The following is a 15,859-nucleotide window of genomic DNA, read 5'->3' as shown; positions in this document are numbered from 1 at the left end:
TTACATTATCGATGTTAAATAGCAACAGCAGTCAATTTCGAGGTTAATATGGCCACTATCAAAGACGTCGCCAAAGAAGCAGGCGTCTCTATCGCCACCGTTTCGCGCGTGATCAATAAATCGCCGAAAGCGAGCAAAGCATCCGTCACATCGGTGACTCAGGCAATGGCCAAACTCGGTTATCGCCCTAATGCGGCAGCTAAGGCTTTGGTCAGTCAAAGCAGTAATACCGTTGGCGTGTTAGTTGGCGATGTCTCCGATCCTTTCTTCGGTACGTTAGTCAAAGCCGTCGACAATGTTGCCCATCAACATGGTAAGCACATCTTAATCGGCAATGGTTACCATAGTGCAGAAGAAGAACGTCAAGCGATTGAATTACTGATCAACAACCGCTGTGATGCACTGGTGATTCATTCCAAAGGCTTGTCTGATGAAGAGCTCATCAGCTATGCAAAGGAAGTCAAAGGGTTAGTTTTTATTAACCGCTATATCCCGCAGGTGGCTGAGCGCTGTATTGCACTTGATAACCACAAAGGGGCCTACCTTGCAACTGAGTACCTGATTCGTCATGGTCATACTAAGATTGCGTGTGTTGCCTCATCGCACCAAATTGAAGACTCAGACCAACGCATACAGGGCTACTTGGCCGCCCTCAAAGATAATCATATTGAACTGCCATCAAGCTATATTGAATATGGTGAACCAAATAGCGATGGTGGTGAAATCGCCATGACCAATTTGCTAACCAAGTCGCTAGAGATGACCGGTGTCGTCGCCTATAACGATTACATGGCAGCAGGCGCCCTCTCTGTTTTGGATGAAAATGGCATCAAGGTGCCGGATCAAATTTCCATGCTCGGCTTTGACGATGGTTTGATTGCACGTTACATCAGCCCACGCCTGACAACCATTCGTTATCCTATCGCGATGATGGCAGAACGCGCTGCACGACTGGCATTGAGCTTGGCGAAAGAGCAAAACAACCATGAAGAAGCGTTGATGTTTACCCCGACCTTAGTAAGACGAAATTCAGTCGAAAAACGCTAAATAAGAGCAGAAACAACAAAAGGCATGATTTCTCATGCCTTTTGTTATTATCCATTTGGCTTTATGCCACGCCGTGGCCTTTCGAAGCAACCCAGATGCGATACCACTGTTCATGAGTCAGAGAAAGATCTAGAGCACCTGCCGCTGCGCGTACACGCTCAATGTTACCACTGCCAATGATCGGCACTGGCTTCGCAGGTAAACGCATCACCCAAGCAAAGATCACTTGGTCAATTGAGCTTGCGCCAATCTCTTCCATTACCTGAGCTAATGTTTCACGTAGACGCGTCATCTGCTCACTATTTTCAGTAAAGATACGTCCGCCAGCCAAACATGACCAAGCCATCGGACTGACTCGCATGCGTTGCAACTGATCAAGAGTGCCGTCTTCCGTCACCTGTAGGTTAACCGGGTTGATTTCAACTTGATTGGTCACCAAAGGCTGATCTAGGCGAGATTGCAATAACTCAAACTGAGTCGGGGTAAAGTTAGACACACCAAAGTGCTTCACCTTACCTGCCGCACTGAGCTCAGCAAAGGCCTCAGCGGCATCATCGGCATCCATTAGTAGGTCAGGGCGGTGCAACAGCAGCACATCAAGATGATCAGTGTTGATACGTGACAGCGACTCATCAACCGAGGCAATGATCGCCGCTTTACTGCTATTGTAGTGGTTAACGGTTTTACCTTCACCACGATAAATACCACATTTTGATACGATTTCTATCTGATCACGCATACTGCTATCAAGAGCGAGAACCTCACCAAACATACGCTCACAAGCCGAGTCCGGGCCATAAACCGGGGCATGATCGACCGTGGTAATCCCCATTTCAACGTGCTGTTTAAGAAACGTGTGTTGTTGCTGAGTGGTCATTCCCCACTCCGCCATGCGCCAATAGCCTTGGATCAGCGGAGAAAAGACCGGATGTGATTTTTGCATAATGAAACCCTTTAGTGATTCTGCCGTCGTCTGATAACGCGCCAGTGACTTAACCTCAGTATACTCACTCCTTATAAGGTAATTAAACACATCAAGGCGAAAAGATAATTCGTTATAGAGCACAATTTATCAGGTTTAATTTTCTATATTGAACGATATACTCAGGCAATCCGCCTTCTATTGAGATTTCCCCATGCATAAAAAACACAAACGTTTCGAGCGCTACACGCTTTTTGGTGAAGTGGCGAAACAACTGAGTTTTTCTAAAGCAGCGGATACTTTGGGCATCTCACGAAGTTATCTCTCTTCGCAAATCAATCAATTGGAACAAGAGTTAAACACGAGCCTATTGATACGCTCAACGCGCAGCGTACGTTTGACGGCTGCTGGTGAAAAAATACTGGCAAAAATGCACATCATTAATGCCTCAATTGTGGAGCTGGAGAAAGAGTTAGAGCACACCAAAAGTGATGTCAGTGGGCTACTGAGTATTACCGCCCCAACCATTTTTAGTCACCGTTTTCTGATCGATATTTGCGCCGAGTTTCAAGCACTGCATCCACAAATAGAATTCGACTTAGACATTGGCTACAACCGTCAAGACTTGACCAAAAGCCCTTTCGATTTAGCTATTCGCGCCACCAACACACCACCTGAAAATATGGTGGCCAAAAAGTTGATGCCCTATCAGCATCTTTGCTGTGCCTCGCCACAATACATCGCCAAGTATGGGGCTCCGAGCCACCCTAATCAGTTAGTCTCGCACAACTGCTTATCTGACCCTCATTTACGTCATTGGCAATTTGAAGCGCAGCAACACATTATCAATGTCGAGACAAGTGGTAATCTCTATATCAGCGATAACCTACTGCTACTCAAGGCGGCGGAACAAGGCCAAGGTATCATCAAAATGCCTTGTTATTTGGTCACCCCTGCGCTAGAAAGTGGGCGTTTAGTGCGCTTATTACCTGACTACCAACTGGCGCAAAGCCAAATCTATCTGATTTTCCCGCCTCAGCTGCGCCGCAGTACTAAAATGATGGCGTTTGTTGATTTCGTTCAGCAATGGTTTGCCCGCAGCTAGAACGAAAAAAGCCCGCGAACAGTGCGCGGGCTTAATGGCTAATTCAGATTAGCTCATGACTTGTTGAGGTTTAGTCGGCTCAACATCCACGCCTTCAGCAAATTCACCGCGCTGCAGTTTTTCTCGCAAAATGGCATGTTGATCTTCAGTAAAGGTGTAACGAGACATAATAAAGATACGTACTATCGCCCCCAATGCTGGTAGCAATGCAATACAGAAAAACATTCCGCTCAGTACAGTGTCAGTTTGCTCAACGTTAGGCACATAGCCAATCGTCGTTAAAATAACCCCCGTCAAGCCACCAGCAACCGCGACCGACAATTTGCCAGTAAAGGTTTGACCAGAGAAAGTAATTGCCGCGGTACGCTTGCCACTGTGATAGTAAGAGTACTCAACCGTATCTGCGATCATTGCTGAAATAAGCGGATTGGTCATCATAAAGATCGCGGTAATCACCGCCAGCCAGATCATCACCGTGGTTGGATTGTCATAACCAGTCAAGTAGAAGCCGATACGAGCAATAACTTCGAGCACACATAAGGCGATGAAAATATCACGTTTCTTAAAACGCTTAGTGAGCATTGGCGTCGCTAAACATGCAATCGCACTGACCAAAGTAATGGTACCGATGACCGAGACCAGCCCTGCATCGCCCATGTTGTAGGTGAAAAAGAAAATGTACATGCCATTAACAAGGTTAAAGAACACATTCATAAAGAATGCCGCCAAGATAAAGAACAGCGGCTTGTTCTTGCGTACAGCTTGGAAGGTCTGCTTAAGCGTGACTTTTTCACAGTTGGCCGTCGAGATGCGCTCCTTAGTGTGATAGAAACCGTTAAGCATGAACAATAAACCAGCAATCATGAGTACGATTACCGCGGGTAGATAACCTTGATCGGTGCGGCCATCGGCAAAAAAGGCGCTCAGTTTTGGGAAGATAACCAAAGTCGCACCGATACCCGCATTGACGCCCAACATGGCACAGGTTGCCGCCTTAGCACGCTCTTGCGGTTCATCGGTCATCACTGAAGACATTGACCAAAACGGCACATCCGAGATGGTATACAACGTTCCCCATAAGATGTAAGTAATACCCGCGTACATCACCTTAGTCGACATGTCCGCATCGATACTATAAAACGAAGCAATCGTTACTAGCACGATTAAGAACGGAGTAAACAGCATGTAAGGGCGGAATTTACCAAAGCGTGATTCCAACGTATCCATGTAGCCTGCGATAAGCGGATCGTTGACCGCATCCCAGACACGCGCAATCAAAAAGATACCACTCGCCGCAATCGGAGAAATGCCTAAAATATCGGTGTAAAAGTAAAGAATAAAGGAGCCGACCAGGCCAAAGCTAAAGCACTGGCCTACCCCGTAGCCGAAGTAAGACATCAGCTCCTTGTTGGTTAATCTGTTGCGTAGAGTAGTCATAAGTTCACGTCTCAATTAAATTGATTATAGATTGGCTGCCGACCTATGTCTTTAGGCCGGCTCACAAGCAATTAATCCACTTCTGCGAGTGTTTTGATTAACTGCACTTCGCTCGGATCATAGGGTTGCCCTTGCTCATCCAGCAGGTCGTGGAACCACTGACTGGCATAATTTTCATCATTGCGTTTAATTTCTGGCCAAGGCAGGTGAGTCTGGGTTTTACCTTTAACTAGCCCCCACTGGTAGCAGCCAATATTTTTCTGTTTGAACAGTGGCAGTTGTTCATGAAGATGAGACTGGGCGTGACGCGCTAACCACTCGGTACACATCATCGGCCGGTTGTGCGCCTCTACCACTTCCAATGCTTTATGGAATAGATCAATCGGTAAGTAAGCGTGGAAGGTAATAATGTCAGACAGTTCCATTGCTCGGCGATCAGTCGGATGCTCAAAAATAGGTAAGCTGCGGTCAAGAATGCTAGGGCAATGCCATGCACCGACGGTTAATGGCTGAGTTGGGTTCACATCACGTGCCCATTCAAAAGCTTTTTCCATCAACTCATGGCTGAATGTTTCCATCTCTTGGTCATATGCCAATTCACCAGTGGTGGTGAAAATCATCCGGTTGGTTGGCTCATTGTAGAGATCCCAAATCACGATGCGTGAGTCATTTTGGTAGCTCGAGATGATATCGCGAATATAAGCTTCAACTTCACCCCACTGCGATTTATCCATCACCACATTTCGACCAGGGCTCGCAGCGGCCTGGCTATTATGCAGATCGGGAACTGGCGCTTTTTGCTCGCCAAGGAAGGGATGGTCGCCTGAGAATCCACAGTCATCCATCGGTGTCATCATCACCTTGATATCGTTACGCTCACAGATATCTAAAAAGTGGTCGATGCGAGCGTGCAAACCATCACGGTCTGCTTGCCAAACAATAAACGGCAGGTTGGTGCGCAGTGTGTTGTAACCCACCTGCTTTGCCCACGCTAACTCTTCTTCCATGATTTCTGGCGCAAAACTGTCTGCTTGCCACATTTCGTTCCAGTTAACCGCCGTCCTTGGTAAGTAATTAAATCCACGTAGCCAACCGTGCTGTTTTTGCCACTGCCACGTTTTGTCTTCTGACCATCTACCCATCTTACTTACCTCAAAACTAATTTATTAACTAATATTATTAGCTAATAATATTTAAATCTCTGTTGTTGGCTAGGAATGAAAAGGGAAAGCGTGCGAACAATCACAACAATACGATGAGTGCGACGAACTTTTGTGATCTTAATCTTTAACAGATGATCAAAATTCGATAATTAGCTAATATCTTTAGTTAACGAAATTAGGTTGAAATTCAAGATGGCTAAAAAAATAACCATGAGTGACATTGCCGCAGCAGCGGGGGTGTCTCAATCAACGGTATCGCTGGTACTCAATGGCTCAACGTCAGTCAAAATTGCGCAAGCCACTAAACGAAAAGTGCTCGATAGCGCCGAATCCCTTGGTTACAACAACAAGAAAGTGGCTCATGCATTAGGGCTGCCAAAAAAAATTGCGATAGTGATCAACGGATTAAGCAGTTATGACCCCTTCATAGATGCCATCAATGCAGCGCGTGAAGAAGCGTGGAGCAATGACTATATTTTGGCCACGTTTAACTACGGTCATGATGAAGTGATGGCGAGTAAGATTGAATCTGAGATTAATGGTGGCGACTATGCCGGTTTGATTTACGCATCAAGCATGACTCGTGAACTGAGCCAACAACGGGTTAACACTTCACTCCCTACGATACTGCTTAACTGCACCAACGAAAGTAACTCGGACACACCGAGTATTCTGCCGGCCGACATGATCGGAGCTTACAAGGCGGTCTCGCATCTGACCAAACAAGGTTACCGTCGCATTGCGATTTTATCGGGTGAGAATTGGATGCTGGCCAGTCAGCAACGCAGTGAAGGTTATCGTCAAGCATTGATCGACGCCGACATTTTACCTAACGACGACTATTGTCGAGAAGCAAACTGGTCGTTAAAAGAAGCGCACCAGCAAACCTTAGATTTGTTCCAATTAGCCCAACCTCCACAAGCAATTTTCTGCTGCAGCGACTTTATGGCGATGGGATGCTATCAAGCCATCGCCGAATTGGGTCTAAAAATCCCACAAGATGTCGCAGTAGTTGGCTATGACAATCAACAAATTGCCTCAGAAAGCTTTCCGGCACTCACCTCGGTCTATCTGCCTTATTCGGATATGGGCAAACTGGCGGTTGAGTCTTTGTTAGCACAGATGGAAGATCAGCCTCTGCTTTCACATCGGCGTAAAGTGGAAGGTGAATTGATCGTTCGAAGCTCGTCTAGCCAATAAAAAAGGTGGGCATCACAGCCCACCCAAATGCTATCTAACATTCAAACTGATAAACGGTTTGATGCTGATAGCTTCCCCCTGGTGTCAACACCCCACGGTTGACACCCCAATCTGGCTTGTTTGGCCCATCGGGAAAAAACTGGGTTTCCAACGCAAGACCATCATACAACTCATACGTTTTACTCAACCCTGGCGTTTCCGCTAGGAAGTTACCTGAATAAAATTGCACCGCTGGCTTGGTGGTTTTGACCTTCATCGTCACATCTTGCTGTGGTGAACGCAAAATGGCGGCAACGGTTTGACCATCTGTTACTTGAGGCTCAAACACAAACGCGTGATCGTAGCCACCTGCGGTTTTCTGATCAGGCTCAGTTAGAAACTCACTACCAATATTCTTAGGTTGAGTAAAATCAAAACTGGTGCCCTGCACGGCTTTGATTTCACCACTAGGAATTAACCCACTGTCGGTAGGCAGATATCCCTCAGCATTCAATTGGAGTTGATGCTCTAAGCTCTTAGCCCCACTTCCCTCACCCGCTAGGTTAAAGTAGGCATGGTTGGTTAAGTTGACCGGACAGGTTTTATCCGTACTGGCTTGATAACCAATCACCAGTGCGTTTTCATCCGTTAACGTATAAGTCACGCTCACATCGAGATTGCCCGGATAGCCCTGATCACCATCGGCAGAATGGAGGCGAAATACCACATGATTGGCACTGTGTTCGGCCACCGCCCAGCGACGTTTGTCGAAACCATCTATCCCGCCATGTAGGGAGTTTTCGCCGTTATTAACCCCGACTTGATACTGCTTTCCTTCAATTTCAAACCGACCAAGTGCGATCCGGTTAGCAAACCTGCCAACAATGGAACCAAAGTACGCACTCTGCTTAATGTGCTCAGCCATGTTAGGCGAACGCAGCAGAATCTCTCGTGACTCGCCCTTGACTGGCAAGGTACAACTTAACCAAGTTGCACCAATATCCATAAACGAGACCGTCATACCATTGTCATTGGCTAAATGGATAAGCTGCGCGACTTGACCATCAAATGAAGGGGTTTGACCCATCGATTGTTCGAGCTGTTCAAAATGACTAGCCATCATACTAAATAACCTCGACTAAGCCTGCGCCATCTTTCGCTTGGCATACGTAAATCGATTCTTTCAGTCCTGTTGCTGCCTGATATTGCGCTTCGACAGCGGCTTTAACAGGTTCAACAAGTTGCGGAGGCATCACAGCAACAATACAACCACCAAAGCCACCACCTGTCATACGCACACCGCCTTGATCTCCAATCACTTGCTTGACGATCTCAACTAAGGTATCGATTTCTTGCACGGTAATTTCAAAGTCATCGCGCATCGAGACGTGTGACTCGGCCATAAGCTCACCGATACGTTTCATGTCATGGGCACGCAGTGCCTCTGCCGCTTCAAGCGTACGATCATTCTCTGTGATGACATGACGAGCACGTTTTGCCACCATGCTATCTAATTCAGACACTTTCTCATTGAACTGTTCAATCGTCACATCACGCAGGGCTTTGACGCCAAAAATGCGCGCCGCAGCTTCACATTGCTCACGACGAGTGTTGTATTCACTATCAACCAAACCACGCTTTTTATTGGAATTGATGATCACCACCGACATCTCTGCGGGCATCGAAACCGCTTGAGTCTCTAAGCTTCGACAATCCAGTAACATGGCGTGATTCTCTTCGCCCTTCGCTGAGATCATTTGATCCATAATGCCGCAATTACAACCAACAAATTGGTTTTCGGCTTGCTGACCGTTTAAGGCAATCTCAGCCTGAGAGATGTTTAGGTTGTAGAGCACTTTGAATGTCTGACCAATCACCACTTCGAGGGCGGCCGATGAGCTTAGACCTGCGCCCTGTGGAACGTTGCCACTCACCGCTATATCTGCCCCTTTAAAGTTATATCCGCGAGCAAGTAAGCACTTAACCACACCGCGAATATAATTCGCCCACATTTTATCTGATTGAAAAGTAATGTCGCTTGTGATGTCGAATTCATCCACGGCGTTATCGTAATCCACAGAGACAACACGAACGATATTGTCATCACGCTGAGTCGCAGCGACAACGGTTTGGTAATCAATCGCACATGGCAAGACAAAACCATCGTTGTAATCGGTATGCTCACCGATCAGATTGACCCGACCCGGAGCTTGGATGATATGAGTCGGTTGGTAGCCCAACAGCTGCTCAAAAGAGGTTTTTACCGCTTGAATTAGTTCAGACATAATTAAATCTCACGCTCAAAATTGGTTGAGACTCCAAAGCTAAAGCTAAGGCTCTGGAATCAATAAAATCTATCGTTATTTTTGCTCTTTGTAGTGAACATCACTGAGTTGACGAAGGCGCTGCGCCGCTTGCTCTGCGGTCAAATCACGCTGGCTTTCCGCTAACATTTCATAGCCGACCATAAACTTACGCACACTCGCGCTACGCAGCAGTGGTGGGTAGAACAAGGCATGCAATTGCCAATGATCGATGTCGCTACCTTGTTCAAAAAATGGCGCATAGTGCCAGCCCATTGAGTAAGGGAATGAACATTGGAAGAGATTATCGTAACGACTGGTCAGCTTTTTGATTGCGACAGCAAGATCATCACGCTGCTCTTCACTGAGCTCACTCATACGGCGGATGTGAGTTTTAGGCAGCAACATGGTTTCGAATGGCCATGCGGCCCAATAAGGAACCAGCGCTACCCAGTGATCGGTTTCGACAACTATTCGCGAATCATCCTTTAGTTCAGCTTGCACATAATCCACCAGCAAGTTAGTGCGGTTTTCTTGGTAGTACGCTTTTAGGTAGTGCTCTTTACGTTCAATTTCATTGGGTAAGAAACTATTAGCCCAGATTTGACCATGTGGATGAGGCTGAGAGCAGCCCATGGTTTCACCCTTATTTTCAAACGCTTGAACCCAAACGTACTCTTTTCCTAACTCTTCAATTTGGTCGTTCCACGTGTCGATCACGCCGCGGATTTTCTCAACCGGCAGTTCAGGCAGTGTTTTGCTGTGATCTGGTGAAAAACAGATCACTCGACTTAAGCCTCGCGCGCCCTGCGTCTTGAACAGTGGGTTGTCAGATTGCGGCGCATCTGGTGAGTCGACCATCAATGCCGCGAAGTCATTGGTGAACACATAAGTGCCTTGATAATCAGGATTAACATCGCCAGAAATGCGCTCATTCGTTGGGCAAAGAAAACACTTCTCGTCATAGGGTGGTAATTCCGCTGTCGCGGGCTTTTCATCAGCGCCACTCCAAGGACGTTTGGCACGGTGTGGTGACACTAATATCCACTGACCAGTTAACGGGTTATAACGACGATGGGGATGATCCACAGGGTTAAATTCAACATTCGACATCTAAATTACTCAACGGTTTAATATGGTAAATTCGCGTCTTAAGACGCTAAAAAATTAATATCCCTGCGGGTTTTTCGACTGCCATTTCCAAGTATCGGCGGTCATTTCTGCCACGCTGCGGGTCGCTTTCCAGCCAAGTTCTCGCTCAGCTTTATCGGTACTCGCCCAACACTCAGCGATGTCGCCAGGTCGGCGTGGGCATATCTGATAAGGAACAGCGCGACCAGATGATTGAGCAAAGGCATTGACCATTTCTAGAACACTGGATCCTTTGCCTGTTCCTAGGTTGTAAATGTGCAGCCCCGCTTGTTGGCCAACCGCATTAAGTGCTGCGACATGCCCATCAGCTAAGTCCATCACATGAATATAGTCACGCACACCAGTACCATCTGGCGTGGGGTAATCATTGCCAAACACCGACAGCGATTCACGTCTGCCCACCGCTACTTGAGCAATGAATGGCATGAGATTATTCGGTATTCCTTGCGGATCTTCGCCCATGGTGCCAGAAGGGTGAGCGCCGACTGGGTTGAAGTAGCGAAGTAGCGTAACGCTCCAATCATTTTCTGCGTTAAACAGATCGCTTAAACATTGCTCGACCATGTATTTACTGCGGCCATATGGGTTGGTGGTCGCCCCTGTTGGTGAGTCTTCAGTGATCGGCACAACGTCAGGGTCACCGTAAACCGTTGCCGATGAGCTAAATACGATACTTTTCACGCCCGCTTTACGCATACTGCGCGCCAGCACTAAGCTGCCGTTGACATTGTTGTCATAATACTCCAGCGGCTTTGCGACGGATTCACCGACCGCTTTCAGTCCCGCAAAGTGGATCACGGCGGCAATATTATGCTCAGCAAAGACACCATCAAGAAAAGCTTGGTCACGAATATCGCCCTGATAAAATCGCGGCTTGTAGCCAGTGATCGCTTCGATACGATTCAATACTTCTTGTTTGGCATTTGAAAGATTATCAACAATGATCGGATGCATACCGGCTTTGATCATCTGCACGCAGGTATGGCTGCCGATATACCCCATTCCACCTGTCACTAGTATTTCCACGTTTACCTCTCCCAAATTTATCCGCTGCACTCGAAGTGAGCCCGGGCTTGCTTGTCTATGTTTAAAAGTCTACCAATCAATATAGCTCAAGATCCGTGATCAAACCCTCATAGTGTAAACGTTTCCACAAAATATTACACTTAGCACCAAAAATAAACCAAGTGTGCAATGTTTAATAAAGGGTAGCTGCGGGCTAAAACAGGTCAACTTACAATTAAAAACAAAAACTTAACCATAAAGTCATTGTAAAAAAAAAAGAATATGGATGCTATGAAGAGTGGGTAGTAAAGAGTGTCATTAGCTGCCTACCTGACCTAATCTCCCTATTTTAGGTCGGTAATTACTTGGAAAAATCGCGCTTAAAACGCGATTGGATTCGCGTCCCCCTGACTTTAATGTAAATGTTTTCACTTAAAAAATATAAGCTCAAACCGCACTGAAATGGGTTCGCTGAGGGAACTTGCCAAGCAACCAACACTCAAACTTGGTGAAACTGACAATAAGGAACGGCAATGAGGCTTGGCACGATTTTCCTGTTCATCACACTGACAAGCTTTGGCGTGATAGCAGGCGTACAACAAGATGTGGATCTGCTGATCAGACAAATCGAGCAATCACCTTGTACTTTTATTCGCAATGGCCAAGCTTATACGCCCCACCAAGCGGCAGAACATATGCGCACTAAGTGGGATTACGCTCAAGACAAGGTGAACGATATCGAGGTGTTCATTGATAAAGTCGCCTCAAAAAGCTGGTTTAGTGGCAAACCCTATATGGTCGAATGCTCCGATGAGCGAATAACCAGCGAGCAATGGCTAACGTCCCTGTGGCAGCAAGCGCAACGCGCTCCCTCAAGCAAAGCGCCCTAATTCGCGCAGCCCATAGACTGAAAGTACTGGCGAGTTCTATTGACCTTATCCAAGACCTCACCAAACTAAATTGTCATAAAACGAAAAATTCATACCCACATTCAGTACAAGGCTATACAATCAGCGACTTGCTTTTGTATGGTGGTGCTGATGTCTACTTCAACCAATTCTATCGATAAACGGATGAACATCGTCGCTTTGACATGGCCGTTATTTGTCGAAATTTTGCTACGGACAGCACTTAACACCAGTGACGTTTTCATGCTCAGTGGCTATTCCGATAAAGCCGTCTCTGCGGTCGGTGTTATCGCGCAACTGTCATTTTTTCTGATCATCGTCTCTTCTATGGTGAGCAGCGGTACGGGAATTTTGATCGCCCAGTACAATGGTTCAGAGCGCGCTCAAGAGTCGAGCTATGTCGCTGTCGCCAGTATTGCGCTTTCGTGCTTAGTCGGTGTGTTACTTAGCTTGATTGCCGTGATTGGCGCCTACTCCTTTTTGCCCCTGTATGGCCTCGAAGCGCAAGTCGAACAGTATGCTCAAGAGTATCTGTTGATCAGTGGCGTAATGACCTTCAACATTACCCTAGGCATCGTCTTCACGACTATCTTGCGTAGCCATGGCTACTCGCGCTCACCGATGCTGGTCAACCTGTTGAGCGGTGTGATTAATATTATCGGGAATTATATTGCGCTCTATCAACCGTTTGGTTTGCCAGTGTACGGCGTGCAAGGGGTAGCCATTGCAACGGTGATCAGCCAAGTATTCAGTACGATTATTTTATGGCAGGTGTTAAAACGCAGCGATATCACTTTGCCGTTTAAACAGTATCGAGCAATCCCACGGCTTATCTACTCGCGTATCATTAAAATTGGTGCGATGAATGCCGGAGAAGTGCTGTCGTACAACATGGCACAAATTTGCATCACCTTCTTTATCGTGCAGATGGGCACCGCCTCTTTGGCAGCGTTTACCTATGCGCAAAACATTGCTCGTTTGTCATTCGCGTTTGCATTAGCGCTCGGCCAAGGCAGCCAAATTCAAGCCGGTTACTATATTGGCCGCGGATGGATTGATTCGATTCTAACACGAGTACAGCGCTATTTTGTCATCGGCTTTGTGGTCTCGACAGCAGTAACCGTGATGATCTACTTGCTGCGCGACCAAGTGATTAACCTGTTTACCCAAGATCCCAAAATCGCGGCGCTGACCGCAAGTTTGATTGCCGGATCTATCTTGCTCGAAGCTGGCAGGGTGTTTAACTTGATCTTTATTTCCGCGCTCAAAGCCGCAGGAGACATCCAATTTCCGGTCAAGATGGGGATTGTTAGTATGTGGGGATTGGGCGTGGGGATGAGCTATCTATTTGGAGTTTATTGGGGCTACGGCGTACTGGGTGCGTGGATGGCAATCGCCCTTGATGAGTGGTTTCGCGGCATTATTATGGCGCGTCGCTGGCGCTCGAAAGTGTGGACCCGCTATACCGTGCAATAAGTAAAATCAGCAGGGGCAATACGCACCCTGCTGTCGGTTTGATAATCAGATCTTCTCAACTTTAATCAGCAAGCACGACTCTGGGTCAAGCAGCGGCAGGCTCAGACCAAGTTGCATTAACCACTCACCTGAGGCATTGATACTTCCTTCTTGCCACCAGCCTTGGCCCTCTTTCATCAATTGAGTGCTTGATGGCGGGTAATCGAGCAAGGTTACTCGATAGTGACAATCTGCTTGGAGATAATCTAGTTGTAACGGTTCGGGCAGTGCATAATCTGGCATCGCGAGTTGACATACGGTGAGTAGCATTTGACTGCCATCGCTGACTCCATAAGCGAGGCGTCTATGATCGAGACCGTCTAAGTAAAACATGTCACCACTGTGCAATAACGGACGGTAAGCTTTGTGCAAAGCGATGTACTTGGCAAAAGCTTGCTTCTCTTGTTCACTCTCCTTGACCGGATCAAGCTCAACCCCCATGTGGCCAGCTAGCGCGGTCAATCCGCGTAGATTGATAGCATGAGTGCGTCGAGTGGTATGACTATGGTAGGGTCCAATGTGTGTTCCCATTACCTCAGGAGGGAAAAAGATCCCCATGTGCTTTTGGATCGTTTGGCGCTCAAGCGCGTCATTGCAGTCTGAAGTCCAGAAACGGCATGTTCGTTTAAGAATCTCGTAATCTACTCGCCCACCACCGGATGAACACGATTCAATTTCAACCTCAGGATGCGCAGTGGTGAGCTTATCTAACAAACGATAAAGTGCCTTGGTTTGGCCATGAACAGCGCCACGACCATTATGGATTGGTTGAACGAGTTCACGGTTCATGTCCCATTTTAAATAGCCAATATGATGCTCACTAAGCAAAGTATTTAAACAACGGTACAAGTAGTCAAAACAGTCCGGATGTTGCAAGTTCAGAACATACTGATAACGCCCAGTCGGCGGTAGATACCCCTCAGCCGCAAGCAACCACTCTGGGTGAGCGCGAAACAGATCCGAGTCCGGGTTAACCATCTCTGGCTCAACCCAAAGACCAAATTCCATTCCAAGCCGATTGACATGATCGATAACAGGGCTCAGTCCGTCTGGGTATTTTTCACGATCTAACACCCAATCGCCGAGAGAAGATTTATCATCATTACGGCCTTTAAACCACCCATCATCAATGATAAAACGCTCAACGCCGATCGCGGCAGCTTGAGTTGCCATCTGACAAATGTAATCAGGATCATGTTCAAAGTAGATCCCTTCCCAAGTATTGAGATGAACCGGCCTTACTTTGCTACGAGCAAAAGGGAGCACTTGCTCACGCACAAAGTGGTGATGACAATAACGCAGTCCATTGATACCTTGAGTACTGAAACTTGCCAATAACTCAGGTGTGGTATAGCTTTCACCACCAGTAAGCTCAACCTCGCCAGGTAATAACCACTCACCCGATTGAACAAAACGGCGTCCATCGCTTTTCACTTCGGCGCGCCACTGATGGTTACCACTCCAAGCAAGGTGAAAACCCCACACTTCACCATGCTGATCGGAAAAGCCCCTACTCCCCAGCAAACACCCCGGAAAATATTCATGCGAGGTACGACCGCGCCGGTTCTCCACCACCCATGCCCCATGATGGAGGGTCTGTCGATGCACTTGAAATTCGCGGCTCCAACGACCGTGATAACTCTCAAGTTCACAGGCGCGATGAGGAACAGGTAGCGTCATCACCAACCTATTAAGTGTATAGGTTTGCTTGGCTAGGTTGGTGACGGTCACCCTCTGACGGAGTACACCGCTAACGTCCAGTTCAAAGCAAAAACTCAACCCAAGTTGCGCCTGTTGATCCTGACATTCAATAACAACCTGATTGTCGCTCTGAGTGTGAGAGACATAATCAAATATTGGCATACTGGCTAAGCCACTGCGGTGTCCTTCAAGGCCAGAAGCCCCAAAACTGCCTCGCCCGAGCTCTGGACACAGCGTTAAAGGAACATCGCAATCCAAACGCGCTTGCGGTACCGCGCGCTGCTGACTTTTCTGCAGGGCCTCAAATTGCTCAGATGAAAGCGGCGTTATCGCCCTGCCCCAGTGAATCACTTCAAGCGCTGGGGTTAATTGAATCACCAGCGACACGTCGCCGCGGTGCAGTTGAACAAACTGACCCATAG

Annotated in this window: 13 protein-coding genes; 5 read left to right on the top strand and 8 right to left on the bottom strand. The window is 47.3% G+C overall.

Going from position 1 to position 15,859, the window contains the following annotated elements; all coding sequences use genetic code 11:
• Positions 1-48 precede the first annotated feature (48 nt).
• Positions 49-1,047 (top strand): substrate-binding domain-containing protein, encoded by a 999-nt coding sequence (locus ViNHUV68_RS02940; RefSeq protein ID WP_038174981.1) that lies wholly within the window; start codon positions 49-51, stop codon positions 1,045-1,047.
• 61 nt (positions 1,048-1,108) lie between these two features.
• Here the strand turns inward: ViNHUV68_RS02940 and ViNHUV68_RS02935 are convergent, their stop codons facing one another.
• On the bottom strand, positions 1,109-1,990 hold the full coding sequence (locus tag ViNHUV68_RS02935; protein WP_038174982.1) for an aldo/keto reductase family oxidoreductase: 882 nt from the start codon (positions 1,988-1,990) through the stop codon (positions 1,109-1,111).
• 193 nt (positions 1,991-2,183) lie between these two features.
• On the opposite strand from ViNHUV68_RS02935, the gene ViNHUV68_RS02930 reads away from it, so the two are divergent.
• A complete protein-coding gene (locus tag ViNHUV68_RS02930) occupies positions 2,184-3,074 on the top strand; it encodes a LysR family transcriptional regulator (RefSeq protein WP_038174983.1) in 891 nt (296 codons plus the stop codon).
• Between the two features lie 48 nt (positions 3,075-3,122).
• Here the strand turns inward: ViNHUV68_RS02930 and ViNHUV68_RS02925 are convergent, their stop codons facing one another.
• Both ViNHUV68_RS02925 and ViNHUV68_RS02920 read right to left on the bottom strand, forming a co-directional pair.
• Complete coding sequence (locus tag ViNHUV68_RS02925; RefSeq protein WP_391089234.1) at positions 3,123-4,511, bottom strand: glycoside-pentoside-hexuronide (GPH):cation symporter; 1,389 nt, start codon at positions 4,509-4,511, stop codon at positions 3,123-3,125.
• Positions 4,512-4,582: 71 nt separating this feature from the next.
• The gene (locus ViNHUV68_RS02920) at positions 4,583-5,653 is read right to left on the bottom strand and encodes a cellulase family glycosylhydrolase (RefSeq protein WP_038174986.1); all 1,071 of its coding nucleotides are present in this window, start codon (positions 5,651-5,653) and stop codon (positions 4,583-4,585) included.
• A 213-nt stretch (positions 5,654-5,866) separates the two neighbouring features.
• Between ViNHUV68_RS02920 and ViNHUV68_RS02915 the strand changes: the two genes are divergently transcribed.
• Complete coding sequence (locus ViNHUV68_RS02915; RefSeq protein ID WP_391089231.1) at positions 5,867-6,874, top strand: substrate-binding domain-containing protein; 1,008 nt, start codon at positions 5,867-5,869, stop codon at positions 6,872-6,874.
• A 34-nt stretch (positions 6,875-6,908) separates the two neighbouring features.
• Here the strand turns inward: ViNHUV68_RS02915 and galM are convergent, their stop codons facing one another.
• The 4 genes from galM to galE all read right to left on the bottom strand — a co-directional run bounded on the left by galM (position 6,909) and on the right by galE (position 11,334).
• On the bottom strand, positions 6,909-7,973 hold the full coding sequence (galM, locus tag ViNHUV68_RS02910) for a galactose-1-epimerase (RefSeq protein WP_391090253.1): 1,065 nt from the start codon (positions 7,971-7,973) through the stop codon (positions 6,909-6,911).
• Positions 7,974-7,977: 4 nt separating this feature from the next.
• Positions 7,978-9,138 (bottom strand): galactokinase, encoded by a 1,161-nt coding sequence (galK, locus tag ViNHUV68_RS02905; protein ID WP_038174988.1) that lies wholly within the window; start codon positions 9,136-9,138, stop codon positions 7,978-7,980.
• A 75-nt stretch (positions 9,139-9,213) separates the two neighbouring features.
• Positions 9,214-10,269, bottom strand: a complete 1,056-nt coding sequence (locus ViNHUV68_RS02900; protein WP_391089229.1) for a UDP-glucose--hexose-1-phosphate uridylyltransferase — start codon at positions 10,267-10,269, stop codon at positions 9,214-9,216.
• A 54-nt stretch (positions 10,270-10,323) separates the two neighbouring features.
• A complete protein-coding gene (gene galE / locus ViNHUV68_RS02895; RefSeq protein WP_391089227.1) occupies positions 10,324-11,334 on the bottom strand; it encodes a UDP-glucose 4-epimerase GalE in 1,011 nt (336 codons plus the stop codon).
• A gap of 512 nt (positions 11,335-11,846) precedes the next feature.
• Between galE and ViNHUV68_RS02890 the strand changes: the two genes are divergently transcribed.
• Both ViNHUV68_RS02890 and ViNHUV68_RS02885 read left to right on the top strand, forming a co-directional pair.
• On the top strand, positions 11,847-12,203 hold the full coding sequence (locus ViNHUV68_RS02890) for a DUF5329 family protein (RefSeq protein WP_391089225.1): 357 nt from the start codon (positions 11,847-11,849) through the stop codon (positions 12,201-12,203).
• Between the two features lie 150 nt (positions 12,204-12,353).
• Positions 12,354-13,697: an MATE family efflux transporter gene (locus ViNHUV68_RS02885; RefSeq protein WP_038174993.1), complete on the top strand. Its 1,344-nt coding sequence runs from the start codon at positions 12,354-12,356 to the stop codon at positions 13,695-13,697.
• Between the two features lie 45 nt (positions 13,698-13,742).
• Here ViNHUV68_RS02885 and ViNHUV68_RS02880 read toward each other — a convergent pair whose 3' ends face one another.
• Positions 13,743-15,857: an alpha-galactosidase gene (locus ViNHUV68_RS02880; protein ID WP_391089223.1), complete on the bottom strand. Its 2,115-nt coding sequence runs from the start codon at positions 15,855-15,857 to the stop codon at positions 13,743-13,745.
• Between the last annotated feature and the right edge of the window lie 2 nt (positions 15,858-15,859).

The organism is Vibrio sp. NH-UV-68, from assembly GCF_042940635.1.
GTDB lineage: Bacteria > Pseudomonadota > Gammaproteobacteria > Enterobacterales > Vibrionaceae > Vibrio > Vibrio pacinii.
Note: the sequence above shows the minus strand (reverse complement) of the source record. Positions and strands in the feature narration are given on the sequence as shown.